Origin of the sequence: Paenibacillus sp. 481 (assembly GCF_021223605.1) — a bacterium.
In the GTDB taxonomy this organism is placed as follows: domain Bacteria; phylum Bacillota; class Bacilli; order Paenibacillales; family Paenibacillaceae; genus Paenibacillus_B.
Genome location: NZ_CP075175.1, coordinates 520,856 through 546,569, shown reverse-complemented (window position 1 = coordinate 546,569; position 25,714 = coordinate 520,856). Strand labels below are relative to the sequence as shown.

13 protein-coding genes are annotated in these 25,714 nt (G+C 51.4%); 12 read left to right on the top strand and 1 reads right to left on the bottom strand.

From position 1 onward, the window contains the following. The first annotated feature begins 9 nt into the window (after positions 1 to 9). The 12 genes from KIK04_RS02235 (at position 10) to KIK04_RS02180 (ending at position 23,961) form a co-directional block, all read left to right on the top strand. Positions 10 to 7,830 (top strand): type I polyketide synthase, encoded by a 7,821-nt coding sequence (locus KIK04_RS02235; RefSeq protein WP_232276726.1) that lies wholly within the window; start codon positions 10 to 12, stop codon positions 7,828 to 7,830. After that, positions 7,830 to 14,306, top strand: coding sequence for a type I polyketide synthase (locus tag KIK04_RS02230; RefSeq protein WP_232276725.1), 6,477 nt, complete (start codon positions 7,830 to 7,832; stop codon positions 14,304 to 14,306). Before KIK04_RS02235 ends, KIK04_RS02230 begins: the two co-directional genes overlap by 1 nt. Before the next feature lie 166 nt (positions 14,307 to 14,472). Next, positions 14,473 to 15,642, top strand: a complete 1,170-nt coding sequence (locus KIK04_RS02225; RefSeq protein ID WP_232276724.1) for a bis-aminopropyl spermidine synthase family protein — start codon at positions 14,473 to 14,475, stop codon at positions 15,640 to 15,642. A 25-nt stretch (positions 15,643 to 15,667) separates the two neighbouring features. Further along, complete coding sequence (locus KIK04_RS02220) at positions 15,668 to 16,126, top strand: GNAT family N-acetyltransferase (RefSeq protein ID WP_232276723.1); 459 nt, start codon at positions 15,668 to 15,670, stop codon at positions 16,124 to 16,126. Then, on the top strand, positions 16,113 to 17,159 hold the full coding sequence (locus tag KIK04_RS02215) for an HAD-IIIC family phosphatase (protein WP_232276722.1): 1,047 nt from the start codon (positions 16,113 to 16,115) through the stop codon (positions 17,157 to 17,159). The genes KIK04_RS02220 and KIK04_RS02215 overlap by 14 nt, the downstream gene beginning before the upstream one ends. After that, a complete protein-coding gene (locus KIK04_RS02210) occupies positions 17,149 to 17,400 on the top strand; it encodes an acyl carrier protein (RefSeq protein ID WP_232276721.1) in 252 nt (83 codons plus the stop codon). Before KIK04_RS02215 ends, KIK04_RS02210 begins: the two co-directional genes overlap by 11 nt. 408 nt (positions 17,401 to 17,808) lie before the next feature. Then, complete coding sequence (locus KIK04_RS02205; RefSeq protein ID WP_232276720.1) at positions 17,809 to 20,115, top strand: N,N-dimethylformamidase beta subunit family domain-containing protein; 2,307 nt, start codon at positions 17,809 to 17,811, stop codon at positions 20,113 to 20,115. 42 nt (positions 20,116 to 20,157) lie between these two features. Continuing rightward, a complete protein-coding gene (locus KIK04_RS02200; protein ID WP_332329991.1) occupies positions 20,158 to 21,477 on the top strand; it encodes an alkaline phosphatase in 1,320 nt (439 codons plus the stop codon). Positions 21,478 to 22,023: 546 nt separating this feature from the next. Further along, positions 22,024 to 22,530 (top strand): Crp/Fnr family transcriptional regulator, encoded by a 507-nt coding sequence (locus KIK04_RS02195; protein WP_232276719.1) that lies wholly within the window; start codon positions 22,024 to 22,026, stop codon positions 22,528 to 22,530. 223 nt (positions 22,531 to 22,753) lie between these two features. Beyond that, the gene (locus KIK04_RS02190; protein WP_442951129.1) at positions 22,754 to 23,068 is read left to right on the top strand and encodes a spore coat associated protein CotJA; all 315 of its coding nucleotides are present in this window, start codon (positions 22,754 to 22,756) and stop codon (positions 23,066 to 23,068) included. Then, the gene (locus tag KIK04_RS02185; RefSeq protein WP_232276718.1) at positions 23,065 to 23,337 is read left to right on the top strand and encodes a spore coat protein CotJB; all 273 of its coding nucleotides are present in this window, start codon (positions 23,065 to 23,067) and stop codon (positions 23,335 to 23,337) included. Before KIK04_RS02190 ends, KIK04_RS02185 begins: the two co-directional genes overlap by 4 nt. 54 nt (positions 23,338 to 23,391) lie before the next feature. Next, the gene (locus KIK04_RS02180; protein WP_232276717.1) at positions 23,392 to 23,961 is read left to right on the top strand and encodes a manganese catalase family protein; all 570 of its coding nucleotides are present in this window, start codon (positions 23,392 to 23,394) and stop codon (positions 23,959 to 23,961) included. Positions 23,962 to 24,279: 318 nt separating this feature from the next. Here KIK04_RS02180 and hmpA read toward each other — a convergent pair whose 3' ends face one another. After that, positions 24,280 to 25,554 (bottom strand): NO-inducible flavohemoprotein, encoded by a 1,275-nt coding sequence (gene hmpA, locus KIK04_RS02175; protein WP_232276716.1) that lies wholly within the window; start codon positions 25,552 to 25,554, stop codon positions 24,280 to 24,282. Between the last annotated feature and the right edge of the window lie 160 nt (positions 25,555 to 25,714).

The following is a 25,714-nucleotide window of genomic DNA, read 5'->3' as shown; positions in this document are numbered from 1 at the left end:
ACAGCAAAGATGAAGGAATCAAACGGGCAGTATGCAACAACCGGTTTGGAGATTGCGGTAGTCGGCATGGCGGGACGATTCCCCGGAGCTAAAAACGTGGGAGAGTTCTGGGAAAACTTGCGCACTGGCGTAGAGTCGGTCACTTTTTTTACGGATGAAGAATTGAAAGAGGCGGGAATCGATGCGGAAACGCTTCGAAATCCCCAATATGTGAAAGCAAAGCCAATACTGGAGGACGCTGAATCGTTCGATGCACCGTTCTTCGATTACACGCCGCGTGAAGCGGAGCTTGTTGATCCACAATTTCGCCTGTTCCACGAATGTGCGTGGGAGGCGTTGGAGGACGCGGGATACACTCCCGAAGAGCAAGATAAGTTAATCGGGGTTTACGCAGGGGCGTCCCCGAATACGTACTGGATCGCCAGTCGAATTATGGCTGCTTCGCATGCGAGCGATCATTTTCAAATTTTGCAATTAAACAACCCGTCGTTCACGACGCGGATTTCATATAAATTGAACTTAAAGGGTCCTAGTGTGAGTGTGCAAACGGCCTGCTCGACCTCGCTTGTGTCGATCCATCTCGCCTGTCAAGGGTTGCTGGGTGGCGAGTGCGATATCGCACTGGCGGGCGGTGTTTCCGTTAATTTGCCACGCAAAACGGGTTATCTCTATCAAGAGGGCATGATTCAATCACCTGATGGCCATTGCCGTCCTTTTGATGAAGAGGCCAACGGAACTTTGTTCGGTGACGGGATCGGAATCGTTGTCCTGAAGCGGCTGAGCGACGCGATCGCAGATGGCGACACGATACATGCAGTCGTCAAAGGTTCGGCCATCAACAACGATGGTAGCCGCAAAGTCGGATATACAGCCCCGAGCACGGGCGGTCAGGTCGAAGTTATCCGCGCTGCTCATCAAATGGCGGAAGTAGAGCCAGAGAGTATTAGCTATATCGAGGCACATGGTACGGGCACGGCGCTCGGCGATCCGATTGAAGTGGAGGCGTTGCAGCTTGCTTTTGCCACCGATAAAGTCGGTTTTTGCAAAATCGGGTCGCTCAAGTCCAACATTGGCCATCTAGATACCGCCGCAGGTGTAGCCGCTTTTATCAAAACGGTGCTGGCGCTGAAACATAAGCAAATTCCGCCAAGCCTGAATTTTAATCAACCGAATTCGAAGATCGGTTTTGCCAGCACTCCTTTCGCTGTCAACACGGAGCTGACCCGCTGGGAAAGTGGGGATGCTCCGCTACGAGCTGGTGTTAGTTCGTTCGGCATAGGGGGCACGAACGCCCATGTCGTCTTGGAAGAAGCTCCACCTGCGACGGCGGGTTCGGCTGGACGGGACACGCATCTGCTTGTGCTGTCGGCAGCAACGGAGGCAGGGTTAGAGCGTGCGACTGACAATCTCGGTCAGTTTCTGCGCAATAACCCTGAAGTAGATTTAGCCGACGCGGCATATACGTTGCAGACAGGCCGGAAGCGGTTCCGCTTCCGCCGAACACTCGTCTGCGCCGATAGAACCGAAGCGCTTGCCAAGCTGGAAGTGGTAACGGACGGCAATGTTCATACGGGCGAGTCGGGACTCGATCTCGCGAAGGTCGTCTTCCTTTTTCCTGGACAAGGATCGCAATATGTGAACATGGGGAAAGATTTGTACCGGAAGCAGCCGCTGTTCCGTCAAGAAATGGATCGCTGCTGCGATATCATTGCCTCGTTGGGCGGTACCGACCCGCGAGCACTGCTCTATCCAGCGGACGGACACGGGATGAGCGAGCCGCAACTAGCGGAGCGGCTGAATCAGACGGAAGCGGCTCAGCCTGCATTGTTCGCGTTCGAGTACGCGTTGGCTAAGCTGCTCATGTCGTGGGGTATCGAGCCACGCGCCATGATCGGCCACAGCATCGGGGAGTATACGGCTGCGTGCTTGTCCGGCGTGCTCTCGTTGACGGATGCACTCGAATTGGTCACGTTGCGTGCCAAACTGATGCAAGGAATTCCAACTGGTGAAATGTTGAGCGTTTCGCTATCCGAGGAAAGCTTAAATGTACTCTTACCGGAACAGTTGTCGCTGGCTGCTGTCAACGGGCCAGAGTTGTGCGTCGTCTCGGGCCCGTCTGCGGAAATGGCTGCTTTTGCAGCGGAGCTGACTAGGCAGAACGTCACGCACCGCAAGCTCCATACGTCGCATGCGTTTCATTCCGCAATGATGGAACCGATTGTGGGCCTCTTTGCGGACAAAGTGAAGCAAATGACGCTGTCCGCACCTACGATCCCGTACGTATCCAATGTGACGGGAACGTGGATAACGGAGCAGGATGCGACTGACCCTGCTTATTGGGCACGACATTTGCGCTGTACCGTGCAGTTTGCTGCAGGAGCGGCGGAACTGCTTCAGGAGAAGCAGGCGCTCTTCATTGAAGTCGGACCTGGCAACGTCTTGAGCACTTTTATGCACAAGCAACAGGCCAAGACAGGTGAACACGCAGTGCTCCACCTTGTTCGTCACCCGCAGGAGCAAGCCGCAGATGACGCTTATTTGTTGGAGAAGCTAGGGAAAATGTGGATCGCGGGTGCACGCATCGATTGGGCGGGCTATTATGCGGATGAACGACGCTACCGGATCGCACTGCCAACGTATCCGTTCGAACGGAGGCACTTCTCCCTTGACGGCATGCCATCGCTCATTGGTGGCAATATGCGTCAGCAAGTGGGCCTTCCGCTTCAGGAAGATTCACGCCCGCAAGCGTTGGCGGAGAACGACGCTGTTCGGCCGGAACGAGGCGCTGCAAGCCGTGCGTCGATCTCCTCCATCGAACAGACGATTGCCGACATTGTGCAGCTCCATTTCGGGTTTGAACAGTTGGAGATGAACGACAACTTCTTTGAAATCGGCGCTAGCTCACTTGATATTTCCCAGTTGGCTGACAAGTTCTCAGGGACGCTGGGCAAGGAGATTCCGGTCGTTACCTTATATTCCTACCCAACCGTACGCTCGTTGGCGGCGTTTTTGCGGCAAGCAGAGGCGGAAACGACGGTGGAAGCAGATGAGGCACGTCAGCGCTCGATTCTATCGGGTTTAGCACGGACTGAACAGATGAGATCGCTGGCGGGTCGCTCAGCAGAGTCACAAGAGTCACCAGAAGGTGGGGAACAGGTAGCGGCTGAAGAGAGTGGCTTGGAAATTGCTATCGTAGGTATGTCCGCTCGCTTTCCTGGCGCGGACAGTGTTGAGCAGTTCTGGCACAATCTGCGCGATGGGGTGGAATCGATTTCGTTCTTTACCGACGAAGAACTGCGGCAGGAAGGCATAGACCCGCAGCTCATTGCTCACCCTTCGTATGTCAAGGCAAGAGGCGCTTTAAATAACTTTGATCAGTTCGATGCAGCTTTCTTCGGCTATTCGCCGCGCGAAGCGGAGCTTATGGACCCGCAGCTACGGTTGTTCCATGAATGCGCATGGGAGGCGCTCGAATCTGCCGGATATAATCCAGACGCCTATCCAGGTTTGATCGGCGTATATGCGGGCGCTACTCCTAACTTGGAGTGGGTGTCACGCTTTGCTACAACTATTGGCGGGACGGAGCGATTCAGCGCGATGCTGCTCAATGACCGCGAGTTTTTCAGTACGCAGTTGTCGTATAAGCTCAATTTGCGTGGCCCGAGTATTTCCATGCAGACGGCTTGCTCCACCTCTTTAGTCAACATCGCGTTGGCTTCGCAGGGGTTGCTGGCTGGGGCATGCGATATTGCTCTCGCCGGAGGTTCTACTGTAACTGTGCCTCATAAGGCAGGCTACTTGTACGAAGACGGCATGATTCAATCGCCAGACGGGCATTGTCGCGCCTTCGACGCGCAGGCGGCAGGAACGGTATTCGGCGATGGAGTCGGCGTCGTTATTTTGAAGCGACTGCGTGACGCTGTTGCCGATGGGGACGTCATTCACGCCGTCATTAAGGGATTCGGCGTGAACAATGACGGTACGCGCAAGGTTGGCTTCACCGCCCCGAGTACGAAGGGACAGGCAGAAGTCATTCGTGCAGCTCATCTCATGGCGGGAGTGGAGCCGGAGAGCATTACTTACGTGGAAGCGCACGGCACGGCTACCAATATGGGCGATCCGATTGAGATCGAAGCGTTGAAAGAGGCGTTTCGGACGGAGGAAAAAGGATTTTGCCGCATCGGGTCCGTGAAGACGAACGTGGGCCATCTTAACAGCGCGGCCGGAGCAGCTGGCTTCATTAAGACGGTGCTGGCGCTCAAAACGAAGCAAATACCGCCAAGTTTACATTTTGAACAGGAAAATCCGAACATTGACTTCGCTGACAGTCCGTTTGTCGTCAACACGGAACTGACGCCTTGGGAGCGTGGAAACGATCCGTTGCGCGCTGGGGTTAGCTCGTTCGGCATCGGGGGCACGAATGCCCACATTATTTTGGAAGAGGCGCCTGCTACGGCAGCCTCGGACGATGGCAGAGCGGACAAAGTGATACTGCTGTCTGCGAGAACAGAGACGGCTTTGGCGCAGGCAAAAGAGCGCTTGGCTACATATTTAACGCAGCATCCGGACGTCAATCTGGCGGACGTTGCCTATACGCTGCAAGTCGGTAGAAAGGCTTTCGAATGGAGAGCAGCATTCGTATGTCAGGATGCACAAGAGGCCGTTTCCATTTTGACAGATGTTGAAACGGATAAGTTGGCTGTAGCTGAGACGGGCACACGCTCTCGCTCTGTCGTGATGATGTTCCCAGGACAAGGTTCCCAATACGTCAACATGGGACGCGGGTTGTACCAAGACGAGCCGGTATTCCGGAGCGAGATCGACCGCTGTCTTGAACTCGTGCAGCCGCATGTGGCGGTTGACCTGAAGGCGCTGTTGTTTCCGCAAGGTACGTCGCACGAGCTGTCTCACAATTCAGACAACACCGCAGCGGAAAATGAACTTCTTGCACGCACGGACATCGCGCAGCCTGTACTGTTCATGGTCGAATATGCGCTGGCCAAGCTGCTTATGAGCTGGGGAGTCCATCCGGAAGCGATGATCGGGCATAGCATCGGTGAATATGTCGCTGCTTGCTTGGCGAATGTGTTCCCGCTCGAAGACGCTTTGACGCTTGTCGCGCTGCGCGGGCGGCTCATGCAATCGCTACCTGCTGGCTCCATGCTAAGTGTCGCCATGCCGGAGTTAGAGCTTCGTGCGCTGTTGCCTGATCAACTTGCGCTGGCCGCTGTCAATAGTACGACCTTATGTGTCGTCGCGGGTGAAAGCGAGCAGATTGACGCGTTTGCTCAACAGTTAGAGGAAAGTGGTCATACATGTAGACGGCTACATACGTCCCATGCGTTCCATTCCCATATGATGGACCCGATATTAGAGGCATTTGCGGACCAAGTACGGTCGATCAAGTTGCAGGAACCAACGACGCCATTCATTTCTAATGTAACGGGGACATGGATTACGGCGGAAGAGGCAATGGATGCAGGATACTGGGTCAGACATTTGCGTTCCGCGGTGCGGTTTGCGGACGGGCTTGACGAGTTGCTGAGCAATCCGCGCACTGTGTTTGTTGAGGTAGGGCCGGGCAATGCGTTAGGTACATTCGTGCGCAAGCATCTCGCGGCTTCCAGAGAGCGCGTTGTCGTCAATATGCTCCGACATCCGCAGGAATCGGGGCAGGACTCGACTCATCTCTTGCACAAGATTGGACGACTCTGGCTGGCGGGTGTCAGCATGGACTGGCAAGGCTTCTACGCGCATGAGCGGCGTAAGCGTGTCGAGCTGCCTACTTATCCAATGGAGCGGCAACGATATTGGCTGGACGAACAACCAACGATGGCCGTACGTCCGTCTACGACGCCTTCGGGCAAAAATCCGAACATGGCGGACTGGTTCTACTATCCTTCGTGGGAACGTGCACTGTTGCAGGCAAGCCCAGATGAAAGGCAGCCAAATGGATACAGCTGGCTCCTCTTTAAGGACGAATGTGGATTGGCCGATGAGATGAGCGCACGCTTGCAACAAGACGGGGATCGGGTCGCGATCGCAAAGGCAGGCACGGAGTTCATCGCACACGACGATGGCACGTTTACGCTCTCCCCCAACTCGGCGGAACATTATTCGCTACTGTTGGACGAACTGCGGCAGCGGGATTTCGTACCTGACCGCATTGCTCATCTGTGGAATGTTTCTTCCCCGAAAAAGGAGGCAGTCCTACAAGGGACACCATCTTCGACGGAAGCGGCCGAGCAGCGGGAGCAAGCGTTAGGGTACTATAGTTTGGTCTTTTTAGCACAAGCGCTGCGCAAGCAGAAGGAGACGACGGAAGTTCGTATTGCGGTCGTGTCAACGGATATGCAAGAAGTAACGGGGCTGGAGCAGTTGTCCCCAGGAAAAATGACGCTGCTTGGTCCGTGCATGGTTATCCAGCAGGAGTACATCGGCATCACGTGCGTGAGCATCGATATCGATGCGCCACACGGCGTGGGCCGTCAACAGCGGCTTGCCGCACAAATTGTGGCGGAATTGTCGGTTCCGGCTTCGGAGCGGCTCATCGCTTATCGCGGCAATTACCGTTGGGTGCAGAATTACAAACCAGCCGAGCTACACAAACCAGCAACGCCGGCTTTGCCATTCCGCGAGCAGGGTGTGTACCTGATTACTGGTGGGCTCGGCGGCATAGGGATGCTGACGGCAGAGTATTTGGCACAGCACTTCAAAGCGCGGCTCGTGCTGACGGGTCGATCCGACTTCCCAGCTCAAGACAGGTATGAAAGCTGGATTGCTGAACATGGCGAGGACAATTCGGTCACCCGCAAAATTAGACGCGTACAGCGACTGGAACAATGGGGCGCTGAGGTAACATACGTGCAAGCCGATTTAGCGAACGAAGTACAGATGGGCAACGTCTTCCAGTTCATCGACGCGACGTACGGCTGCTTGAACGGGGTTGTGCAAGCAGCGGGACTTCCTGGCGGCGAATCGTTCCGCGCGATTGAAAATATCGACGGGCAAAAAGCCGACGAGCAGTTCCGGGCCAAAGTCCAAGGACTGAAAACGATGGAAAGACTGCTTGCTGGTAAAGGGACAGACGTGTGTATCCTGTTCTCGTCCATCGCTAGCGCACTGGGGGGACTCGGATTCAGCGCCTATTCGGCGGCGAACCTGTATATGGATGCCTTTGCCCGCAAACAGAACCAAGCAGGCGGGACGAAGTGGCTATGCGTCAATTGGGACGCGTGGGAGTTCTGGGAAGAACACAGCTCGAAGATCGGGGAATCGCTCGTTGAACTGGCGATTTTGCCAGCTGAAGCGCCGGAGCTGTTTCAGTATGTGTACGCCCCGTGCGACAGTAACCAAATCATCGTATCGACGGGAGATTTTCAAGCGCGGCTCGACCGCTGGATCAGGCTTAAGGGCAAGAAGGAGCAGCCACAACCAACGGGCGACGGGGGTTCATTCGTCAGACCAGATCTCACGAATCCTTATGTCGCGCCGCGTAACCAAGCGGAGAAGACCATTGCTGATGTGTGGAAACAATTTTTCCGCATCGATCAGGTCGGCATACATGACAATTTCTTCGACTTGGGTGCGAGTTCGCTCGACATGATTCAAGTGACCGGAAAATTGAATGAAGCGCTGAATGAAACTATCGCTGTCGTTGATATGTTTACTTATCCGACGATACATGCGTTGGCCCAGCGGCTTACGCGCAGCGAACAGGACGAGGCAGAGGAAGCGGAAATAGAGCATCAGTTGATCGGCGCTGTGGCGAAAGGTAAGAAGCGGCAGCAGCAGCAAAAAGAAAAAAGACGCAAAGGGGAAGTCTTTTAATGAGCGGATCGAACGAGAGGGAATATAACGGGGCAGAAATTGCCGTCATTGGTATGTCGGGCAGGTTTCCGGGGGCTCGAAACTTACAGGAATATTGGGACAACTTGCAAAAAGGCAAAGAGTCGATCTCATTTTTCACGGAAGAGGAACTGCTGGCAGAGGGCATCGATGCGGAAACAGTGCGGCATCCGAACTATGTGAGAGCTAAAGGAATATTGGAGGGTATCGAGAACTTTGATCCCGAATTTTTCGACTATACGCCGCGTGAAGCAGAGCTGATGGACCCGCAATTCCGCCTGCTACATGAATGTTCTTGGGAAGCGCTTGAAGAAGCGGGGTATGATCCCAAGACGTACAAGGGAGCTATCGGTCTGTATACGGGCGCAGCCTTCAATTCCCATTGGTTTATGCGTGCATTCAAAGGATTAGGAACCGCGGAGGAATCAGTCACGCTGGAGACGGCGATGTTGAACTTGCGCGATTATATGGCGACACTCGTGTCGTACAAGCTGAATCTGAAAGGGCCGAGCTTTACGGTGCAGACGGCTTGCTCCACGTCTCTTGTAGCCATCCATCTTGCCTGCCAAAGTTTGTTGAGTGGGGAGTGTAGCATTGCGCTTGCTGGAGGTGTCTCGATTCAGTTGCCGCAGAAGGCGGGCTATTTTTATCAAGAGGGAATGATTAACTCTCCCGATGGACACTGCCGTACGTTCGACGAACGGGCGGCTGGTACGGTGTTCGGAGACGGGGCGGGAATCGTCGTTCTGAAGCCGCTGGAAGATGCGCTTGCGGACGGTGACCACGTATATGCCGTTATTAAAGGCTCGGCGATCAACAATGACGGCAATCGTAAAGTGGGCTACACCGCTCCGAGCACAGCCGGGCAAGTATCGGTCATCCGCGCCGCGCATCATGTGGCGGAGGTGGAGCCGGAGAGTATCAGTTACATTGAAGCGCACGGCACGGCCACGACACTGGGCGATCCGATCGAGATCGAAGCGCTGAAGACGGCATTTCAAACGGAGAAGAAACGGTATTGCGGTATCGGCACGGCTAAATCCAACATTGGACATTTGAACAACGCTGCTGGTGTAGCTGGATTCATAAAGACGGTGCTGGCGCTTGCTCACAAACAATTGCCGCCTACCTTGCATTTTGAACGCCCGAATCCGAAGATCGATTTCGAAAATAGCCCGTTCTATGTCAACGATAAATTGACTGACTGGAACAACGACGAGTACCCGCTGCGGGCCGGAGTAAGCTCCTTCGGTATCGGCGGAACGAATGCGCACGTCGTCTTGGAGGAAGCGCCCCCTGCGGCTGCTTCTTCCCCAGGCAAGTCGGCCCAGCTTATCGCCTTATCGGCGAAGACGGAAACCGCGCTCAATCGGATGAGCGAGCAATTGAGCCGCCATTTGCAGGAGCAACCGAACGTATCTTTGGCCGATGTGGCGTATACGCTGCAAGTGGGACGCGCAGCGTTCCCGTATCGTCGCACGCTCGTCGCTGACAGTGTGGGCAAAGTCGTCGAACAGTTGGCCCAACTCGATTCGGGTAACGTCCAGACGGGGCTGGCTGCAAGTATCGATCATCCAGTCGTCTTCATGTTCTCTGGCCAAGGTTCCCAATATGTTGGATTAGGTCGGGAGCTTTATGAGCAAGAGCCGATCTTCCGCGAGGCGGCGGATCGTTGCTTCGAACTTATGCCGGATGGAATTGGCGAGAAGGTAAAGCGGATTGTTTATCCGTCTACGGATGAGACAGAAGTTGATTCCTCGCTCATCAATAGGACGGACATCGCGCAGCCGACTATATTTACGGTCGAGTATGCGCTTGCCAAGCTTCTAATGAATTGGGGAGTAGAGCCGCAGGCGATGATCGGACATAGCATTGGCGAGTACGTAGCGGCCTGTCTCGCGGGTGTCTTTACGCTGGAAGATGCGGTTCGGATCGTTAGTATCCGCGGTCAATTGATGCAGAGTTTACCTGGCGGGGCTATGCTGAGCGTGCCATTGCCAGAGGAGGAATTGCAGCCGCTACTTACCAACGGCCTTGCACTGGCGGCGGTAAATGCCCCTGCGATGTGTGTCGTATCGGGCTCTCACGAAGCGGTTGATGACTTGGCACAATTGCTGGAGGAGAAAGGGCTGAGCTGTCGGAAACTTCATACGTCCCACGCGTTCCATTCTGGGATGATGGACCCGATTTTGGAGGAGTACGAGCGGGAATTGAGCAAGTTGACGCTTCAGTCGCCGCAGCTGCCGTTCATTTCGAATGTGACGGGAACGTGGATTCGTGACGAAGAAGCGGTAAGCCCAGCTTACTGGGCCCGCCATTTACGCGGCACGGTGCGATTTGCGGATGGATTGCGAACATTGTTCGCTGATTCCGACGCTGCGTTTGCCGAGATTGGCGGCGGCAACGCGTTGACTTCGTTCGCGAGACGACATGCGGATGCGAAGCGAGAGCATGTCATTGTGAATTTGATGCGTCACCCGCAGCAAAATATAGCGGATTCGGAACACTTGCTGCAGCAAGTCGGACGGTTGTGGAATGCCGGCGTCGCATTCGATTGGACTCGATTGTACGGGGATGAAACACGCAACCGCGTTCTGTTGCCGACATATCAGTTCGACCGTAGACGATTCTGGCTCGATGAGGAAGGCATCCGTATCGTTCACACGGATTCAACGCCGACGAAGGGTAGCAGACAAACGGATGGCGTGGATCGGTCTGCAGGATACGAGCTGCCGAGCGGCTACGTTGCGCCGCGCAATACGCTGGAAGAGACAATCGCGACAATTTGGCGCGGTCTGCTCGGCATTGAAGAGATCGGAATACATGACGATTTCTTTGAATTGGGTGGGCACTCCCTGAAGGCGACCAGCCTCATCGCCAAAATGCACAAGGAACTTGATGTGGAGCTGTTGTTGTCGGATATTTTCAACATGCCGACGATCAGCGCACTGGCTGAATATATCGGGCAGACGGAGAGAAAAGCATACTTGGCTATTGCGGCTGCGGAACAAAAACCGTACTACCGACTGTCATCTGCGCAGAAGCGGACGTTCCTTATCCATCAGCAAATCGGGCAGTTAACTTCATATAATATGCCGATGGCTTTGATGGTACACGGACCGGCGAACGCAGATCAGTTCGAAGAAGCGTTTGTCAAGCTGATCCGCCGCCACGAAAACATGCGTACTTCCTTCCATATGGTGGACGGAGAGCCGGTACAGCGAATTCACGAAGAATTTACATTTACCATCGAGCGGCTTGAAGCGGACGATCACGAGATGAAAGCGTTGATTAGGCGGTTTATCCGCCCGTTCGATCTGGGACAAGCCCCACTTATACGGGCTGCTTTTGTTAAGCTGGCTCCGGAAAAGCATGTGCTACTCGTCGATATGCACAATATCGTGTCAGACGGCGCGTCGATGAACGTGTTCATCAGAGAGTTCAGCGACTTGTACGCGGGGAAAGAGTTGTCTCCGTTGCGGATTCAGTATAAAGATTTTGCGGAGTGGCAGCACCAACTGCTGGAAGGAGATGTTATCCAGCAACAGGAGCAATATTGGATAAACCAGTTCAATCGGGACATTCCGGTGTTGAATATGCCGACCGACTTAGAACGGCCAGAATTCCAATCGTTTATTGGACGGGCGCACAAGGTCATTTTGCCAAAAGAAACTACCGATCGCCTGAATGCCTTGGCCAAGGCGAATAACGTCACGATTAACGTGCTGATGTTCCACTTGTATACGCTCGTGCTGCACAAGTATGCTGACCAAAACGATTTGGTAGTCGGTTCGTTGGTTGCGGGCAGACGTCATGCAGACGTGGAAAACCTAATTGGCATGTTCACTAACTTCTTACCTGTCCGTGTGCGCTTCGATGAGCGGCATACCTTGCAGGAGCAGTTGCAAATGGTGAACAAGACGATGATAAACGCCTACGAAAATCAGGATTTCCCTTTTGATCGGATGGTCGAAAAGTTGTCAGCGAAGTTGCCACGCGGCCGAAATCCGTTCTTCGACACGATGATGATTTTCCATAATGAGTTTGACGGAGATATGGTGTTGACCGCCGAAGGCCTTACTTTTGAAAATTACGACATTACAAAAGGGGTCTCCAAGCTCGACTTTAAGCTTGATATGGGCAATTTGGACAACGGTGGGCTGCTCTGCGTGTTGCAATATAACACCGCGCTGTTCGTCGAGGAGACGATTGTAGGCTTGATGCAACATTTTTGCGAGCTGATTGACCTTGTACTGGCCAATCCGCAGCGTAAACTGGGGGATTTACCGCTGTTATCGGAAGCAGCACAGTCAGAGTTGGCTGCGAAGAGACGTGGCACCGTGCCGGAGCGAACGTTATCGATTACGGCTGCTGCTACTTTTACTGCCGATCCGATCCGCCCTTATGTCAAATGGTGGGGTGAGCAATTCGGGACGAGCATTGATGTCCATTTTGCGCCGTACGACCAAGTGTTTCAGGAGCTCTTGAACCCTGACAGCTTGCTGTCGACTGCTGGCGATGCAGGTATGCTACTTGTCCGTTTCGAAGATTGGTTACGGGATGATAGCACGTCAGAGGCGCAGCACATCAAGAAGTTGGAGCGAGCGCTATCAGAGCTCGTGGAGGCCGTTTCTGTGCAGCAAAGAACAAGACCACTGTTCGCTGGCGTGTTTCCGGTTTCCACTTTATCAGCGATAAGTCCGGTAATGGTAAGTTATTTGGAGGAGCTGACGAATCGGTGGAAGCGTGAGTTGGAGCGGTTGGAGTATGTTCACGTCCTCGACTTTAGAGAAATCGACTCGTTGTTCAGCGTAGGCGAGACGTTCGATCCGGCTGCCGACCAAGCGGGACATATGCCGTTCACGCCGGAATATTATGCAGCGATTGGGACTTTTACAGCACGCAAGTTGCTTGCTTGGCAAGGTCATCCATTCAAAGTGATCGCGGTCGATTGCGATAACACGCTGTGGCAGGGCATTTGTGGCGAAGACGGAGCTGATGGGGTAGTCGTAGGAGAACCTTATCGTGCGATGCAGCAGTATTTGCTGTCCAAACAACAGGAGGGAACACTGCTTGTACTCGTCAGTAAAAATAACGAAGCGGATGTCTGGGACGTATTTGATCGTCATCCCGACATGTTGCTCAAACGCGAGCATTTCGTTGGCTGGCGCATCGACTGGAATCCGAAGTCGGAAAATGTGCGTTCGCTGGCGGAGGAGCTCCATTTGGGGACAGACAGCTTCATCCTCATCGACGACAGTTCATTGGAGTGTTCGGAGGTGCGGTCGAATTGTCCGGAGGTGCTCGTATTGCAGCTGCCTAGTGAGCAGCAAATTCCAGCCTTCCTCCAGCACATATGGGCTTTGGATCGCTTGAGCGTGTCGGAAGAGGACAAGCAAAGAACGGAATTGTACGCGACAGAGCGCAAGCGCGGCGAAGTTCGGGCAGCGTCCACTTCACTGCAAGCGTTTTTGGACGAGCTGGAAATCGTGATGAGCATTAACGAGGCCAGCACGGCGCAGTTGCCGCGTATCGCACAGCTTACGCAGCGCACGAACCAGTTCACGCTAAACGTTAACCGCAGAACGGAGGGCGAATTGTCCACCGTGTTGGCCGAGTCGGGGACTACTTGTTGGGCACTTGAAGCGGCTGATCGATTCGGACGTTACGGGCTGATCGGAGCCGTTATAACCAAATGCGATGATCAGATTGTGCATTTGGATACGTTCCTGCTGAGCTGCCGGATTCTCGGAAGAGGCATCGAGGCCGCCGTACTGAGTGCGTTAAAGCCCTACTGTCTTGATCGTAAGGCAGCATATATTGAAGTTGTTTGCACAATAACAGGGAAAAACGAACCAATGTTGGCATTTTTGAAACAGGGCAAGTGGGTCGTTATGGAGGAGTCGGAGCAGGCTGTACGTTACCGCCATGCGGTAGACGAAATTCCTGACAGCTGTGGTCATATCGAATGTTTACACCATGCTCCACTGCCTGGCGGTGAAGAACTACAACGCGCCGCAACTGAAGCGAATGATAGCGTGATTAACGTGTTCGCAGCAGCAGGAAACTTTGAACAGCAAACGGGAGAGCTCGTTGTCGACAATCTGGAAAACTCGCCTCATCGACAGCAGTTGCTGCCGCTGCTCTATCATTCCGCATCCCAGCTGCTCCTACTGCCGGTGCAGCAAACAGAGGGCGGTGAAACGCAGAGAGCCGCATACCGCGAGCCTACAAATGAAGTCGAAGCTACGCTTGTGAGCATATGGCAAAGCGTGCTAGGAATCAGCCGCGTCGGAATCGACGATGACTTCTTCCGTTTGGGAGGAAGCTCTCTTCACGCCGTTCGTGTCGAAATCGAGATGGAGAAGCAGGGACTCGTTGCAGATCGACAGCAATTATTTAATTATCGTACCATCTCTCAATTGTCACCGTTTATTCGTGTGACCGTCATGGAATAAGGCACCATAAATAGCAAGATTCCCGTCATTAATTTCTATTTATTGACGGGAATCTTGCATTTGTTTTCCAATTATCAGATAATGATTGTGTCTGCGTTCCATAATCATACAATCGAAGATATTGCTGGGTGTGGCTCAGCCATGACAAAGGAGACACAATAAGCCGATGAATAATGAAATTTTGAACTCTGTTTATTCCCAAGTTTCTATTAAAGAGGGTAATAAAATCATCGAAAATATTTTGCTGGATATTTATTTCAAGCCAGGTATCTCTACGAAGGAAATTGCACGCAAGACACTGTTACCGCTGCCGCTCGTAGCCGCCATTAAGAAGGAATTTATCAAGGCGGGAATTATCGAGCAAGCCAAGGGCGTCCACTGCACGGTGAAGGGGAAGCGGTTGGTCGAGCAGACAATGGGATATGGTGATTTGAATCAGCCATTGTACCAGCGTTTGAAGAGCGGGGATTGGCAGCACGACGATCTGCGGGACATGTTTACGAAACTCGAAAGCGTTTTCGAGGGGCGACCACAAGTCGATGTTACGATCGATCAATCACGCTGTACGTTAGAGACGAGTGTCAAACGGGCCGTTCTCGCGCTTCAAAACGAAGCTCTTATCGGGAGAGATATCGTCTGCTTAGGGGACGATGATCTGGTCACTGTGTCATTGGCGTTTCTACTGAAATATTTGTTCCAACAAGATGCTCATAAGTCCAACACGCGCATACATCTATTCGAGATAGACAAGCGGATTATCAGTTATATTAACTACCTTGCTGAAGTTGAAGATTTGCCGATCGTATGTTACGAGATGAACTTCCGCGATGAGCTCCCGTCCGAATTTTTACACCGCTTTGATTGTGTATTCACGGATCCGCCGTATACGCTGCAAGGCATGTCGTTATTCGTATCGCGGGGCGTCCAATTGTTGAAAAAGGAAGTAGGGCTTCCGATTTTTCTGTCGTTCGCTCACAAATCGCCTGATTTCACATTGGAGATGCAGCGGGAATTTTCGCAAATGGGCTTGATGGTGACGAGCATTTTGCCGCGTTTCAATACGTATATTGGTGCTGAAATTATTGGTAACACAAGTCAGATGATTGTGTTACAATCTACGGAGGAGACAAAGGAAAACATTTCCCGCGAATATCGGGATGCCCTGTATACGGGGGAAGTGAGACGCACGGTGCGCTTGTACGAATGCAAGCAGTGCAATCATGTGACGGAAGTTGGGTTTCAATTGCAATGGCAGACCATCGAGCAGCTTAAGCAAGACTGCTGTCCGAACTGCCGTCACGACACCTTTGAGCTCATTCATAAAAAGAACGCATAAGAACGCAGAATGGAGCCGCAGTAAGATGCCGATTAGAGAAATGCAGCAGCACGACATAGCAACTATCGCTCGCTTTGAAACCGATATTTCAGTGATTTCGTTTGGCGAAGAAGCCGTAACCGATCTAGGATTTCATGCTAAGAAACTGGAAAAGGCGCTTCGCTATGAACAACAAGGAATGATTGTCTTGGAAGTAGACGGGAATATTGCGGGCTGGATGTGGATTACGCCACGGGAAAATTTCGTGACGAAACAAACCTATGCGAATTTTAAGAGTTTCTACATAGAGGAGCCTTACCGTGGCTCGGCCTATGTGGATGAGCTATTCGAAGCGGGAATGACATATTGCGAGCGCGAAGGCGCCACTCAAATTTTAGGAAAAGTGCACGTAAGCAATTTGCCGATGCGGCTACTTTACAAAAAATATGGTTTTAAACCGACGCACATCACGATGGAGTTATCGACCAGCGATGCAAATGATTAAATGCGTCGTTTGGGATTTGGACGATACGTTGTGGGAAGGAACGCTTCGGGACGACGAAGCGGGCGTCAAGCTACTACCGGATATCGTGAACGTAATCGCTACGCTGGACCAGCGCGGAATTTTACATAGCATTGCCAGTCGCAACAGTTGGGAACAAGTGAAACGCAAACTGGAACAACTGGAAATCGACCATTATTTTTTATATCCGCAATGCCATTTCGAATCGAAAGCGGCAAGTATGGAGCGGATCGCCAAGGAACTGAATATCGGCTTGGATGCGTTGGCGTTTGTCGACAACGATCCATTCGAGCGGTTTGAAGTGAACTATTATGTACCAGAGGTGCGTACGTACGCCGCAGAACAATATCGGGAAATGCTTGAATTTCCGGAGTTTCAGCTTGTTCAAGCGAGTGAAGAAGCGTCCAGCCGGCGGCAATATATGCAGGCGCGACAACAGCGTGAAGAGGCGCAGCGGGCGTACAAGGGCAGTCGCGAGCAATTTTTGAAGGAATGCCAAATGAAACTACATATTCGAACAGCTCGGCCCGAAGATTACGCGCGGGTTGTCGAATTGTCCCATAGAACGAATCAGATGAACAGTCTATTGGAGCGAATCGATTATCCGTTTGTCGAATCGTTTTGTAGCCAAGCCGACAATGTTTTATTTGTGGTCAAGCTGGAGGATCGGTTTGGGAAGCACGGTTTGATCGGAACTTGTTTTGCCACTGTCGTCGGGGATCGGATCGATATTAAGCTGTTCTGCATTTCTTGCCGCATCGAAGGCCGCGGCATCGCTTCTGCCTTTTTATATACGGTAATGGAACGATTAGGGCGACAGGCTCAGCAGGCGAACACGGTTTGGTGTCAATTGGTACGCAAACAACGCAATTTGCCCGCAAGATTATTGTTAGAAATGATTGGATTCAAGAAAATGCATACGGAAGACGAACAATCTAGTTACATGTTGGAGCTACCGCTCCCACACATGGCTTTCGATTGGCTCGAGATAGGGGAAATAGGAAATGAATCGTGATGCGATTGAACAAGAGATTACGCAACTGATCAAGGACATGCTCAATGTTCCGGCTGTTGATGCTGACACCGAATTAGTTGGCAATGCTGGGGTACTGGATTCGATGACGATTGTTAGACTGCTTACGGAATTGGAACAGCGATTTCAATTTACATTCGATGAGGACGATTTGACATTAGAGTCTATAAGCACCGTCAAGCGTCTGACTGATCTTGTTCTACAGAACAGACAGGCTCAATAGTGAGCTTTGAAATAACTAGATATAAATCTATTGTTCTATGAAACGGGCACACGGCAAACGCGGATAGCGTTCAGTGGGGCCCGTTTTTTTACGTATGTTCGTATCCGTATTCGTTTCCATATCTATGTATTGAGGTGCGTATGCTATCCAATAAGTGATAGGTATGCTCAATAATATCAAACGATGTCGTAAAAAGTAGTTTTGATCAGTCGGGATATTATGCTATAATAAGAAAACAACCCCAGATTTAACTCTTAAGCTACCCCTTTATTCTTTTTGTAATATCCCACACCTTTGACGACATTCACTTGCGACAACTTTCAACTTTGTACAACAACATACGAAACGCTGCACCATGAGAAAACACCATGACGCCCGAAAAATATTTTAGCTAATGGGGGTTTTTCTATGAAACAAAATCAACATGATACAGCGAACTCAGCTAATACGACAGGGCAAGAGCGCTTAACCATTGTCGGGTATGCCGATCATTGGAGCGTACAGCCAGGACAAGAGCTGAATTTTAAAATCGACACGACGAGTTCCATGTACACGGCCAGTGTCGTGCGGATCTGCGGCGGGTTAACCGACCCGGATCACTCGTTGGATCTGCCAACCGCACCCGTAGATGCTGACTGTGCGGGCGAGTACCGCGGACGTCGTCAGCCAACAATTGTGACAGGGTCCTATGCCGAGTTACCACTGCCGTCCACGTGGCTGCAGGGTGGTGAATTTTCGGCACAGCTGTGGATCATGCCGACGATCCAGACGTATAATCGTCCGCAGACGGTCCTATCTGCTCGTTCCGCCGCTGGCGCAGCGGGAGTGGAGTTGGTACAGGATGAGAATGCCTATTTAACGTTATCGATCACAGATGGATGCGGACAGTCGGTTCAAGTGCGTACCGCTACGCCGTTAGAGGCGAAGTCGTGGTATTTCATAGCGCTGCAATATTCCGCACGGAGCGGGAAGGCGACGCTTTTTGCTAGCCGCCATAATGGCTGGTTGCCTAAGAATGACACGCAAGTACACACGGAGGCAGCGCAGTTGAACTTGGCGGACGTCGTCTTGTCGCGCGTGTTGCTTGCGGCGGATTCACAAGCGGATGGCACTGTGCGTCCTTTCAGCCATTATAACGGAAAGATTGGGAACCCAAGATTTTCTCACGCTGTTTATGACCATGTGCAACTTCAGGAGTTGGCAAATGGTACGGACGACGTGTGTGACGATTCAGCCCTTGTAGCCGATTATGATTTTAGTGACGGTATCTCATCGACCCGACTGAAGGATCGCTCGGAAAATGGTCATCACGGCACGTTGCATCAAGGTGGCACGCGTGGCGTTACGAGTCATAATTGGACCGGGGAAGTGACCGATCACCGATATGCACCAGAACAATATGCTGCCGTGCATTTTAATGATAATGATCTCGTAGATGCTGGTTGGGAGACCGATATCACGTGGCGGCTACCTGCCGATTTAGCGAGCGGAGTTTACGCGCTCAAGTTGGAAGCGGGCGACAAGATTGACTACATCGCGTTCTTTGTCCGCCCTGCGAAAGACGGAGCGACGGCACCTGTCTTGTTTCTTGCGCCAACGCTTAATTATATGGCGTATGCGAACGAATGGCTGTTCAAGTATGCGAAGGATTACATGGGCGAAGACTATGTTCTCCCGGAACAGGACGTATATTTGGAGGAGCACCCTGAGCTTGGTAAGTCGATTTATGACTTGAACAGCGACGGCAGTGGCGTTCAATATTCCTCTCGTCTGCGTCCGGTTATGAATATGCGGCCACATTACCGTAACTGGCGGACGATACGGCATTTTTCCGCCGATCTGTACATAACGGGCTGGCTGGAGCAGCGGGGACATAGCCACGATGTGGCCACGGATGAGGATTTGCATCATGAAGGAATCGATTTTCTGCGACCTTATAAGGTAATCATAACGGGCAGCCATCCTGAATATTGGACGCGTCCAATGATGAAAGCGCTTGAGCAGTATTTGGCTACCGGCGGTCGTGTCATGTATTTGGGAGGTAACGGCTTCTATTGGGTGACGAGCGTCGATCCGGAGCGTCCTCATTTGCTGGAAGTACGGCGCGGCAACGCCGGTACGCGTTCTTCGGATTCGCCACCAGGTGAGTTGCATCTCAGTACGACTGGCGAACCAGGTGGACTGTGGAGGCATCACGGCTACGTGCCGCAACAGTTACTCGGCGTTGGAACTACGGCTATAGGCGGCGGAATGGCGTGCAGCTACAAACGCATGCCGGACAGCTTCAAGCCAGAGGCAAGCTTTGTTTTTGAGGGCATCGGCGAAGATGAGGCGATCGGGGACTTCGGCTTTGCCGCGGGTGGAGCGGCCGGTGACGAGTTGGATCGTTACGATTTAAAACTGGGTACGCCACGACACACCCTTTGGCTCGCTTCGGCTACGGGATTTGACGACAATTACCAGTTCGTGCATGAGGAATTGTTGAATACTGCACCTAATCAGGGGGGCACTCAAAATCCACTCGTACGTGCGGATATGACCTATTTCGATATTGACGGTGGGGGAGCGGTATTTTCCGTCGGCTCGATGAACTGGGCTGGCAGTTTGGCCTGGAACGGATATGACAACAATGTAGTCCGCGTCAGCGACAACGTGCTGAAACATCTTCTTGCCGAGCGGAACAGTCCTGTTACGGCTTCCGCCGAGGGCGTTTGATCGAATGATTGGTGTCTTGAATAAGCATATTTGGAGGAAAGAATGATGAAAAGAAAGCTAGTTGCTACTGTACTAGGGATGTCTCTAGTATTTACGATGTTTAACTTTCAAGCTGGACAAGCGGCTAGTGCGGCCGCTCCAAAGGCGAAAAACGTCATCTTGATGATTCCGGACGGCTATTCTACCGATTATGCGACCAATTACCGCTTGTATGCGGGTAAACACTCGTCGATGGATCCCCATCTTGTCGGCATGGTGAAGACGTACGCGGCCGATTCTCCATTAACGGATTCTGCTGCTGCGGCTACCGCTATGGCGACAGGATTCAAGACTAACAACGGGATGATTGGCACGACTCCGGATGGGAAGGCGCGCAAAACGATTCTGGAAGCGGCGCGGGAGCAAGGTAAGGCAACTGGTCTGGTGGCAACATCGACTATTACTGACGGAACTCCAGCGGCGTTCTCTTCACATATTCTTTCTCGCGCTCAAGAAATCGAAATCGCTCCGCAACAATTGGAAAGAGCAGACGTTATCTTGGGGGGAGGCAAATCTTATTTTCTTCCTGAGTCGTTGGGCGGTAAGCAAAAGACACGCAATCTCATAGAAGAAGCGAAGCAAAGCGGATTCAATATTGTGGATAATCGCGACCAACTGATGGCTGCAAAAGGTGGCAAGCTACTCGGCTTGTTCGCGAATAGCGAAATGGCTTCGGAGCTCGATCGGGAGGTAACGAATGAGCCGAGTTTAAGGGAAATGACCGGCAAAGCGATCGAGGCTCTTCAAACGGACAAGGATGGTTTCTTTCTGCTCGTAGAGGGCAGCCAAGTTGATTCGGCAGGTCACTACAATGATGCTGCTTGGGCAATGAAGGACTTACAGGCGTTTGATGAAGCGGTAGGATTGGCGCTGGAATATGCCAAACAGGACGGTAATACATTGGTCATCGTCGTAAGTGACCATGATACGGGTGGAATGTCTGTTGGCGGGTATGGCCAAATCGGTGCCAAGCCGGAAATCTTGCAACGTGTCAATGCATCTGGAGGTTTCATGGCAAGTAAGCTGAATGCGGATAGAAGCAATGTCAAAGAGGTACTCAGAACGTATGCGAGCATCGAGTTGACTGCCGCAGAAGAAGCTAAAATCAAGAGCGCCAAAGAAGCGATGCCAGCGATTAACGCCGTCATTAGCGAACATGCTCTTGTTGGATGGATTACGTACTTACACACCGGTGTGGATGTACCTATTTATGCATTCGGGCCTGGTTCGGAGCTGTTCCGGGGGTTGCACGATAATACGGATCTGCCGCACTTGATTGCTAAAACGCTTCATATCAATTTCGGCGGCGGGGCTGAAAAGTAGTAAATACGATAGTAGGAACCCGAGGAGCAGAAATGCTCTCTCGGGTTCCTACTTTGTTTGTATCAGGGATGAACGCCAAGGCGATTGATGTATGTTGGCTTGGTGTGTGTGCTATTACGTAGTTCATGGGCAATCCTTTATTAGGATGTGCCCGTTTGTTTTTTCCTCAGCATGATCCTTCTGTTCGATACTCCGAAGTAATGCACCATCTCACTCAGAAATGCCTACGGGGTATTACAAAAAAAATCAAATAATCGTGTTTTGAACGAGGCAGTATGCCTGTAAAATCAGTAAGTCAGTAAGTCAGTAAGTCAGTAAGTCAATAAGTAAATGAGCAAATGAGTAGATCACTTAATAAGTAAATAGGCGGTTAGCGTACCGTTCAGCATTCATCGAAAAAGGCGTTTAAGTCGCTAGTGTTGTATAATTACTTTATTAAAATGAAGTGATTGACTTAAAGAGAGCAGGGATAAATGTTGCTCGCCAGAAAATGCTGGACAGTAAGCACTGCATCGTGAAGTATAGCGTAAACGAGGGGGTACACGGATGCTAATGAAGCTGCATCGTGGGGAAATATTGTTTAGACAAGGGGACTCTGGCACGTATCTGTATCGTGTAGTGAGTGGTTTGTTCAAGGTGACGCGGTTGCATGAGAACGGAAATGTCGTATTGTTTAACATTTTATATCCAGGAGAAATGGTACCGCATCATTCACTTATATCAGCGAAAGATTGCCACGGAACGGCTACGGCGATGATGACGAGCGAAGTTGAGCGCATTTTGGCGGAAGAATGGTATGCTGATTTGGAACAGCATCCTGAAAAGGCTTTGGATGTGGCGAGGTTGTTGCAGGAGAAATTGCGCTTTATGCAGCAGCGCGTTGATCATCTGACGATCGGTTCACCGGCTGAACGGCTGCAATTGTTCAAGCAATGGCTTGGTAGCTATGCCGAGGAAGAGGTGTTGACGGATTTGCTAACTCAAGAAGAAATCGGTCAGTTTATCGGTGTGCGCCGCGAAACGGTCAACCGTTTAGCGAAGCAGGGAATATAGGTGATGTATAGACAAGAGGCTTATCAGATGTCATTAAAGATGACAGAGGGATAGCCTTTTTTTATTTTTGAAATTGCTGCCGTGGGCGATGAAGGCATATTGAGTCATGAAGGAATGTGAGCCTCTACTGGGCACGTTTACTGTAGATAGACATAGGACAGCCTCCTTTTGTAATAATGTAATAATGATCAAATAGCTAGTCGCTTGCAGGAGGAGGGATCCTGTGGATCAACGCCATTACGGTTACGGGAATCAAACAGACAATATCGAGCCGCTGTCTAGGCAGCAACTGCAAGGAACAGGAAAGAAACCACCATTATCTCAGGAAAGGTCGTATGTGCCTTATAGGAGTCCATATGATCCGTGTCCTTCGATCGGTCCTAGAACATACGTGGTGCCACCGAATCAATACATCACTTTTCAGCCGTCTAACTTACCTCAATTTACACCTGCACAAGCACTACGTTACGGAACACTATGGCCTGCTTTTTATAGTCCATATGGACCGCAGCGGAGTGAGAATGGAGGTGGCGCATGAGTAGCGCGAGTCCTTTTCAAACACCAGAATACTATCAGTTGCTCCTACAGCTGCAAGAGGTTGATTTTACCCTGTTGGAGCTGAATCTGTATTTGGATACGCATCCACAGGACGTTCAAGCGATTCAGCAATTTAACCATTACGTACAAGAGAGAACGAAGCTTGCGAAGGTGTATGTAGAGCGTTATGGTCCACTGCAAAATTTCGGTCGTGATTACTCGGGGTGTCCATGGACGTGGGCGGAAGTGCCCTGGCCGTGGCAAGTGTAAGCAGGTGAGTCGAGCAATGAATGATCGTTCTAATGAGAAATGGGGGAACTGTAATTGTGGGTGTATGAAAAAAAGCTCCAGTATCCCGTACGCGTCAGCAAATGTGACCCGCATATGGCGAAGCTGCTGTTGGAGCAGTACGGCGGTGCAGACGGTGAGTTGGCTGCGGCTCTGCGTTATTTGAATCAGCGGTATACGATACCTGAAAAAGTTATCGGTTTGCTGACGGATATCGGGACGGAGGAATTTGCGCACTTAGAGATGATTGCGACGATGGTGTATAAACTCACGAAGGATGCAACGGTGGAGCAGTTGAAGGCGGCAGGCTTGGACGCCCATTTTGTGTCCCATGACCGAGCGTTGTTCTATAGTAACGCCGCAGGAGTGCCGTGGACTGCGGCATACATACAAGCCAAAGGAGATCCTTTGGCAGATTTATACGAAGATATTGCAGCTGAAGAAAAAGCACGCGCGACCTATCAGTGGCTGATTGATATGACAGACGATGTTGATTTGCAGGATAGTTTGAAATTTTTACGGGAGCGAGAAATTGTGCATGCGCTACGATTCCGTGAGGCCGTTGAAATTGTGAAGGAGGATATGGGAGCAAAAAAGGTATTTTGATCGATTTTTTGCACGTTAGAGTAGAGACTTCGAACTTTAGAATTTCAAAATCTCAAAATTTCAGAACTTCAGCATGAAACCCGCAAAACAGGCACTTTTTTTACATGTGCACAATTTGCGGGTTTTCGTATGAGAAATTAACTTACATAAGAAGTGCAATCGCTTGATACAGCACTTGTTGGTGCTGTGGAACAGGTGGAGCGGGTTGAGTTGATTGAGCTGCTTGGACGGATTGAACTGCCGTCATAACGACTTCCGCATGTAATCATTTCAATTTCCGTATGCAGGAGCCTATATAATAGTTTAACTAGAAGTGTTTTATACTTCCTCTATCGCGCTGGCTGGACCGAAAAATTCATAGTGAATACGGTCAGTGCTGACGCCAAGTTGTTTTAACACGCGATACATCGCCCGCATAAACGGAACGGGACCGCAAAAATAAACATCGGCTGACGACCAAACGTCGGACGGAATTACTGCTTGTAGCCACGTAGCATCGATAAAGCCCTGATGGTCGCAGTTGTCGTCTGATTCTGGATGATCATAGCAGACGAAGCTTTGCACTTGGCGCTGTAGCGCTGCAACGTTGCCTACTTCCTCGCGGAAAGCATGCGCGCTGCCGTTTCGTGCAGCGTGGACATAGTGTACTTGCCGCGCAGGCTCTTGGGATACGAGCGTGTGCAGCATGCTGACTAGCGGGGTGGCACCTACGCCGCCGCTTAATAGCACGACAGGTGTATCTATCCCTTGCTGCAACGTAAATTCACCCGCAGGAGCGCTTGCTTCTAGCACGTCGCCTACTTGCACAGCGTCGTGCAAATAGCACGAGACGACACCATGAGTCGGCATTCCACTATCTCCTACTTCTGTGCCAGTTCCTTGAGCTGCACTGCTATCGTTAGTGATTATGCCCGCTTCACGTTTGACGCTAATGCGGTACATGTCTTTGCCAGATGCATCAGACAAGCTATAATGACGCAAATGCGTGTTAGGATGGCCCGCAGGCTGCACGCGTACCGTCAAATATTGCCCTGGCTCAAACGCTGCAATAGCACCGCCATCTTCGGCTTGCAAGTAGAAGGATGTAATCACGTCGCTTTCCTTCACTTTGCGATCTACAATGAAGCGGCGGAAGCCTTCCCAGCCACCTGCTTGCTGCTTGGCCTCCGTATACATGTCTTCCTCCACAGAAATAAACGCATTTGCGATAACGCCGTATGCCTCACCCCAAGCGGCAATAATATCGTCCGTTGCAGCCTCGCCAAGTACATCTTTAATCGCTAGCAACAAATAGTTGCCGACGATCGGATAATGCTCCGGCTTTACGTTTAAGGCGCGGTGCTTGTGTCCGATTTGTTTGACAACTGGAATAATCGTCTCCAAGCGATCAATGTTCACTGCTGCTGCATATACCGCATTGGCAAGTGCCGCAGACTGGCGCCCCTCGCGCTGATTCATATGGTTGAATATGTTCAGCAGCTCGGGGTGGTTCGTAAACAACATTTCGTAGAACCGTTTCGTAATGTGTTGTCCGTGTTCAGCTAATACAGGTGCAGTAGATTTTACAATTTCGATCGTCTGTTGAGATAACATGTTCATTTCATCCTTTCCATTTTACATCGAGTAGGTGTAGGTTGGATTAAGCTATGAATGGTTAGTTGTTCACATCTAAGGTAGTAAGCATGTTTGTGTAAATAAAGTGTATAACAAAATTGGAGTGCCGTGCCGGAACTCCGAAACTCTGAAACGCCGA

What these genes read in the sequence shown, in the direction of transcription:
- KIK04_RS02235 (WP_232276726.1), top strand. Translation starts at nt 10, where the DNA reads ATGAAGGAATCAAACGGGCAGTATGCAACAACCGGTTTGGAGATTGCG.
- KIK04_RS02230 (WP_232276725.1), top strand. Translation starts at nt 7,830, where the DNA reads ATGAGCGGATCGAACGAGAGGGAATATAACGGGGCAGAAATTGCCGTC.
- KIK04_RS02225 (WP_232276724.1), top strand. Translation starts at nt 14,473, where the DNA reads ATGAATAATGAAATTTTGAACTCTGTTTATTCCCAAGTTTCTATTAAA.
- KIK04_RS02220 (WP_232276723.1), top strand. Translation starts at nt 15,668, where the DNA reads ATGCCGATTAGAGAAATGCAGCAGCACGACATAGCAACTATCGCTCGC.
- KIK04_RS02215 (WP_232276722.1), top strand. Translation starts at nt 16,113, where the DNA reads ATGCAAATGATTAAATGCGTCGTTTGGGATTTGGACGATACGTTGTGG.
- KIK04_RS02210 (WP_232276721.1), top strand. Translation starts at nt 17,149, where the DNA reads ATGAATCGTGATGCGATTGAACAAGAGATTACGCAACTGATCAAGGAC.
- KIK04_RS02205 (WP_232276720.1), top strand. Translation starts at nt 17,809, where the DNA reads ATGAAACAAAATCAACATGATACAGCGAACTCAGCTAATACGACAGGG.
- KIK04_RS02200 (WP_332329991.1), top strand. Translation starts at nt 20,158, where the DNA reads ATGATGAAAAGAAAGCTAGTTGCTACTGTACTAGGGATGTCTCTAGTA.
- KIK04_RS02195 (WP_232276719.1), top strand. Translation starts at nt 22,024, where the DNA reads ATGCTAATGAAGCTGCATCGTGGGGAAATATTGTTTAGACAAGGGGAC.
- KIK04_RS02185 (WP_232276718.1), top strand. Translation starts at nt 23,065, where the DNA reads ATGAGTAGCGCGAGTCCTTTTCAAACACCAGAATACTATCAGTTGCTC.
- hmpA (WP_232276716.1), bottom strand. Translation starts at nt 25,554, where the DNA reads ATGTTATCTCAACAGACGATCGAAATTGTAAAATCTACTGCACCTGTA.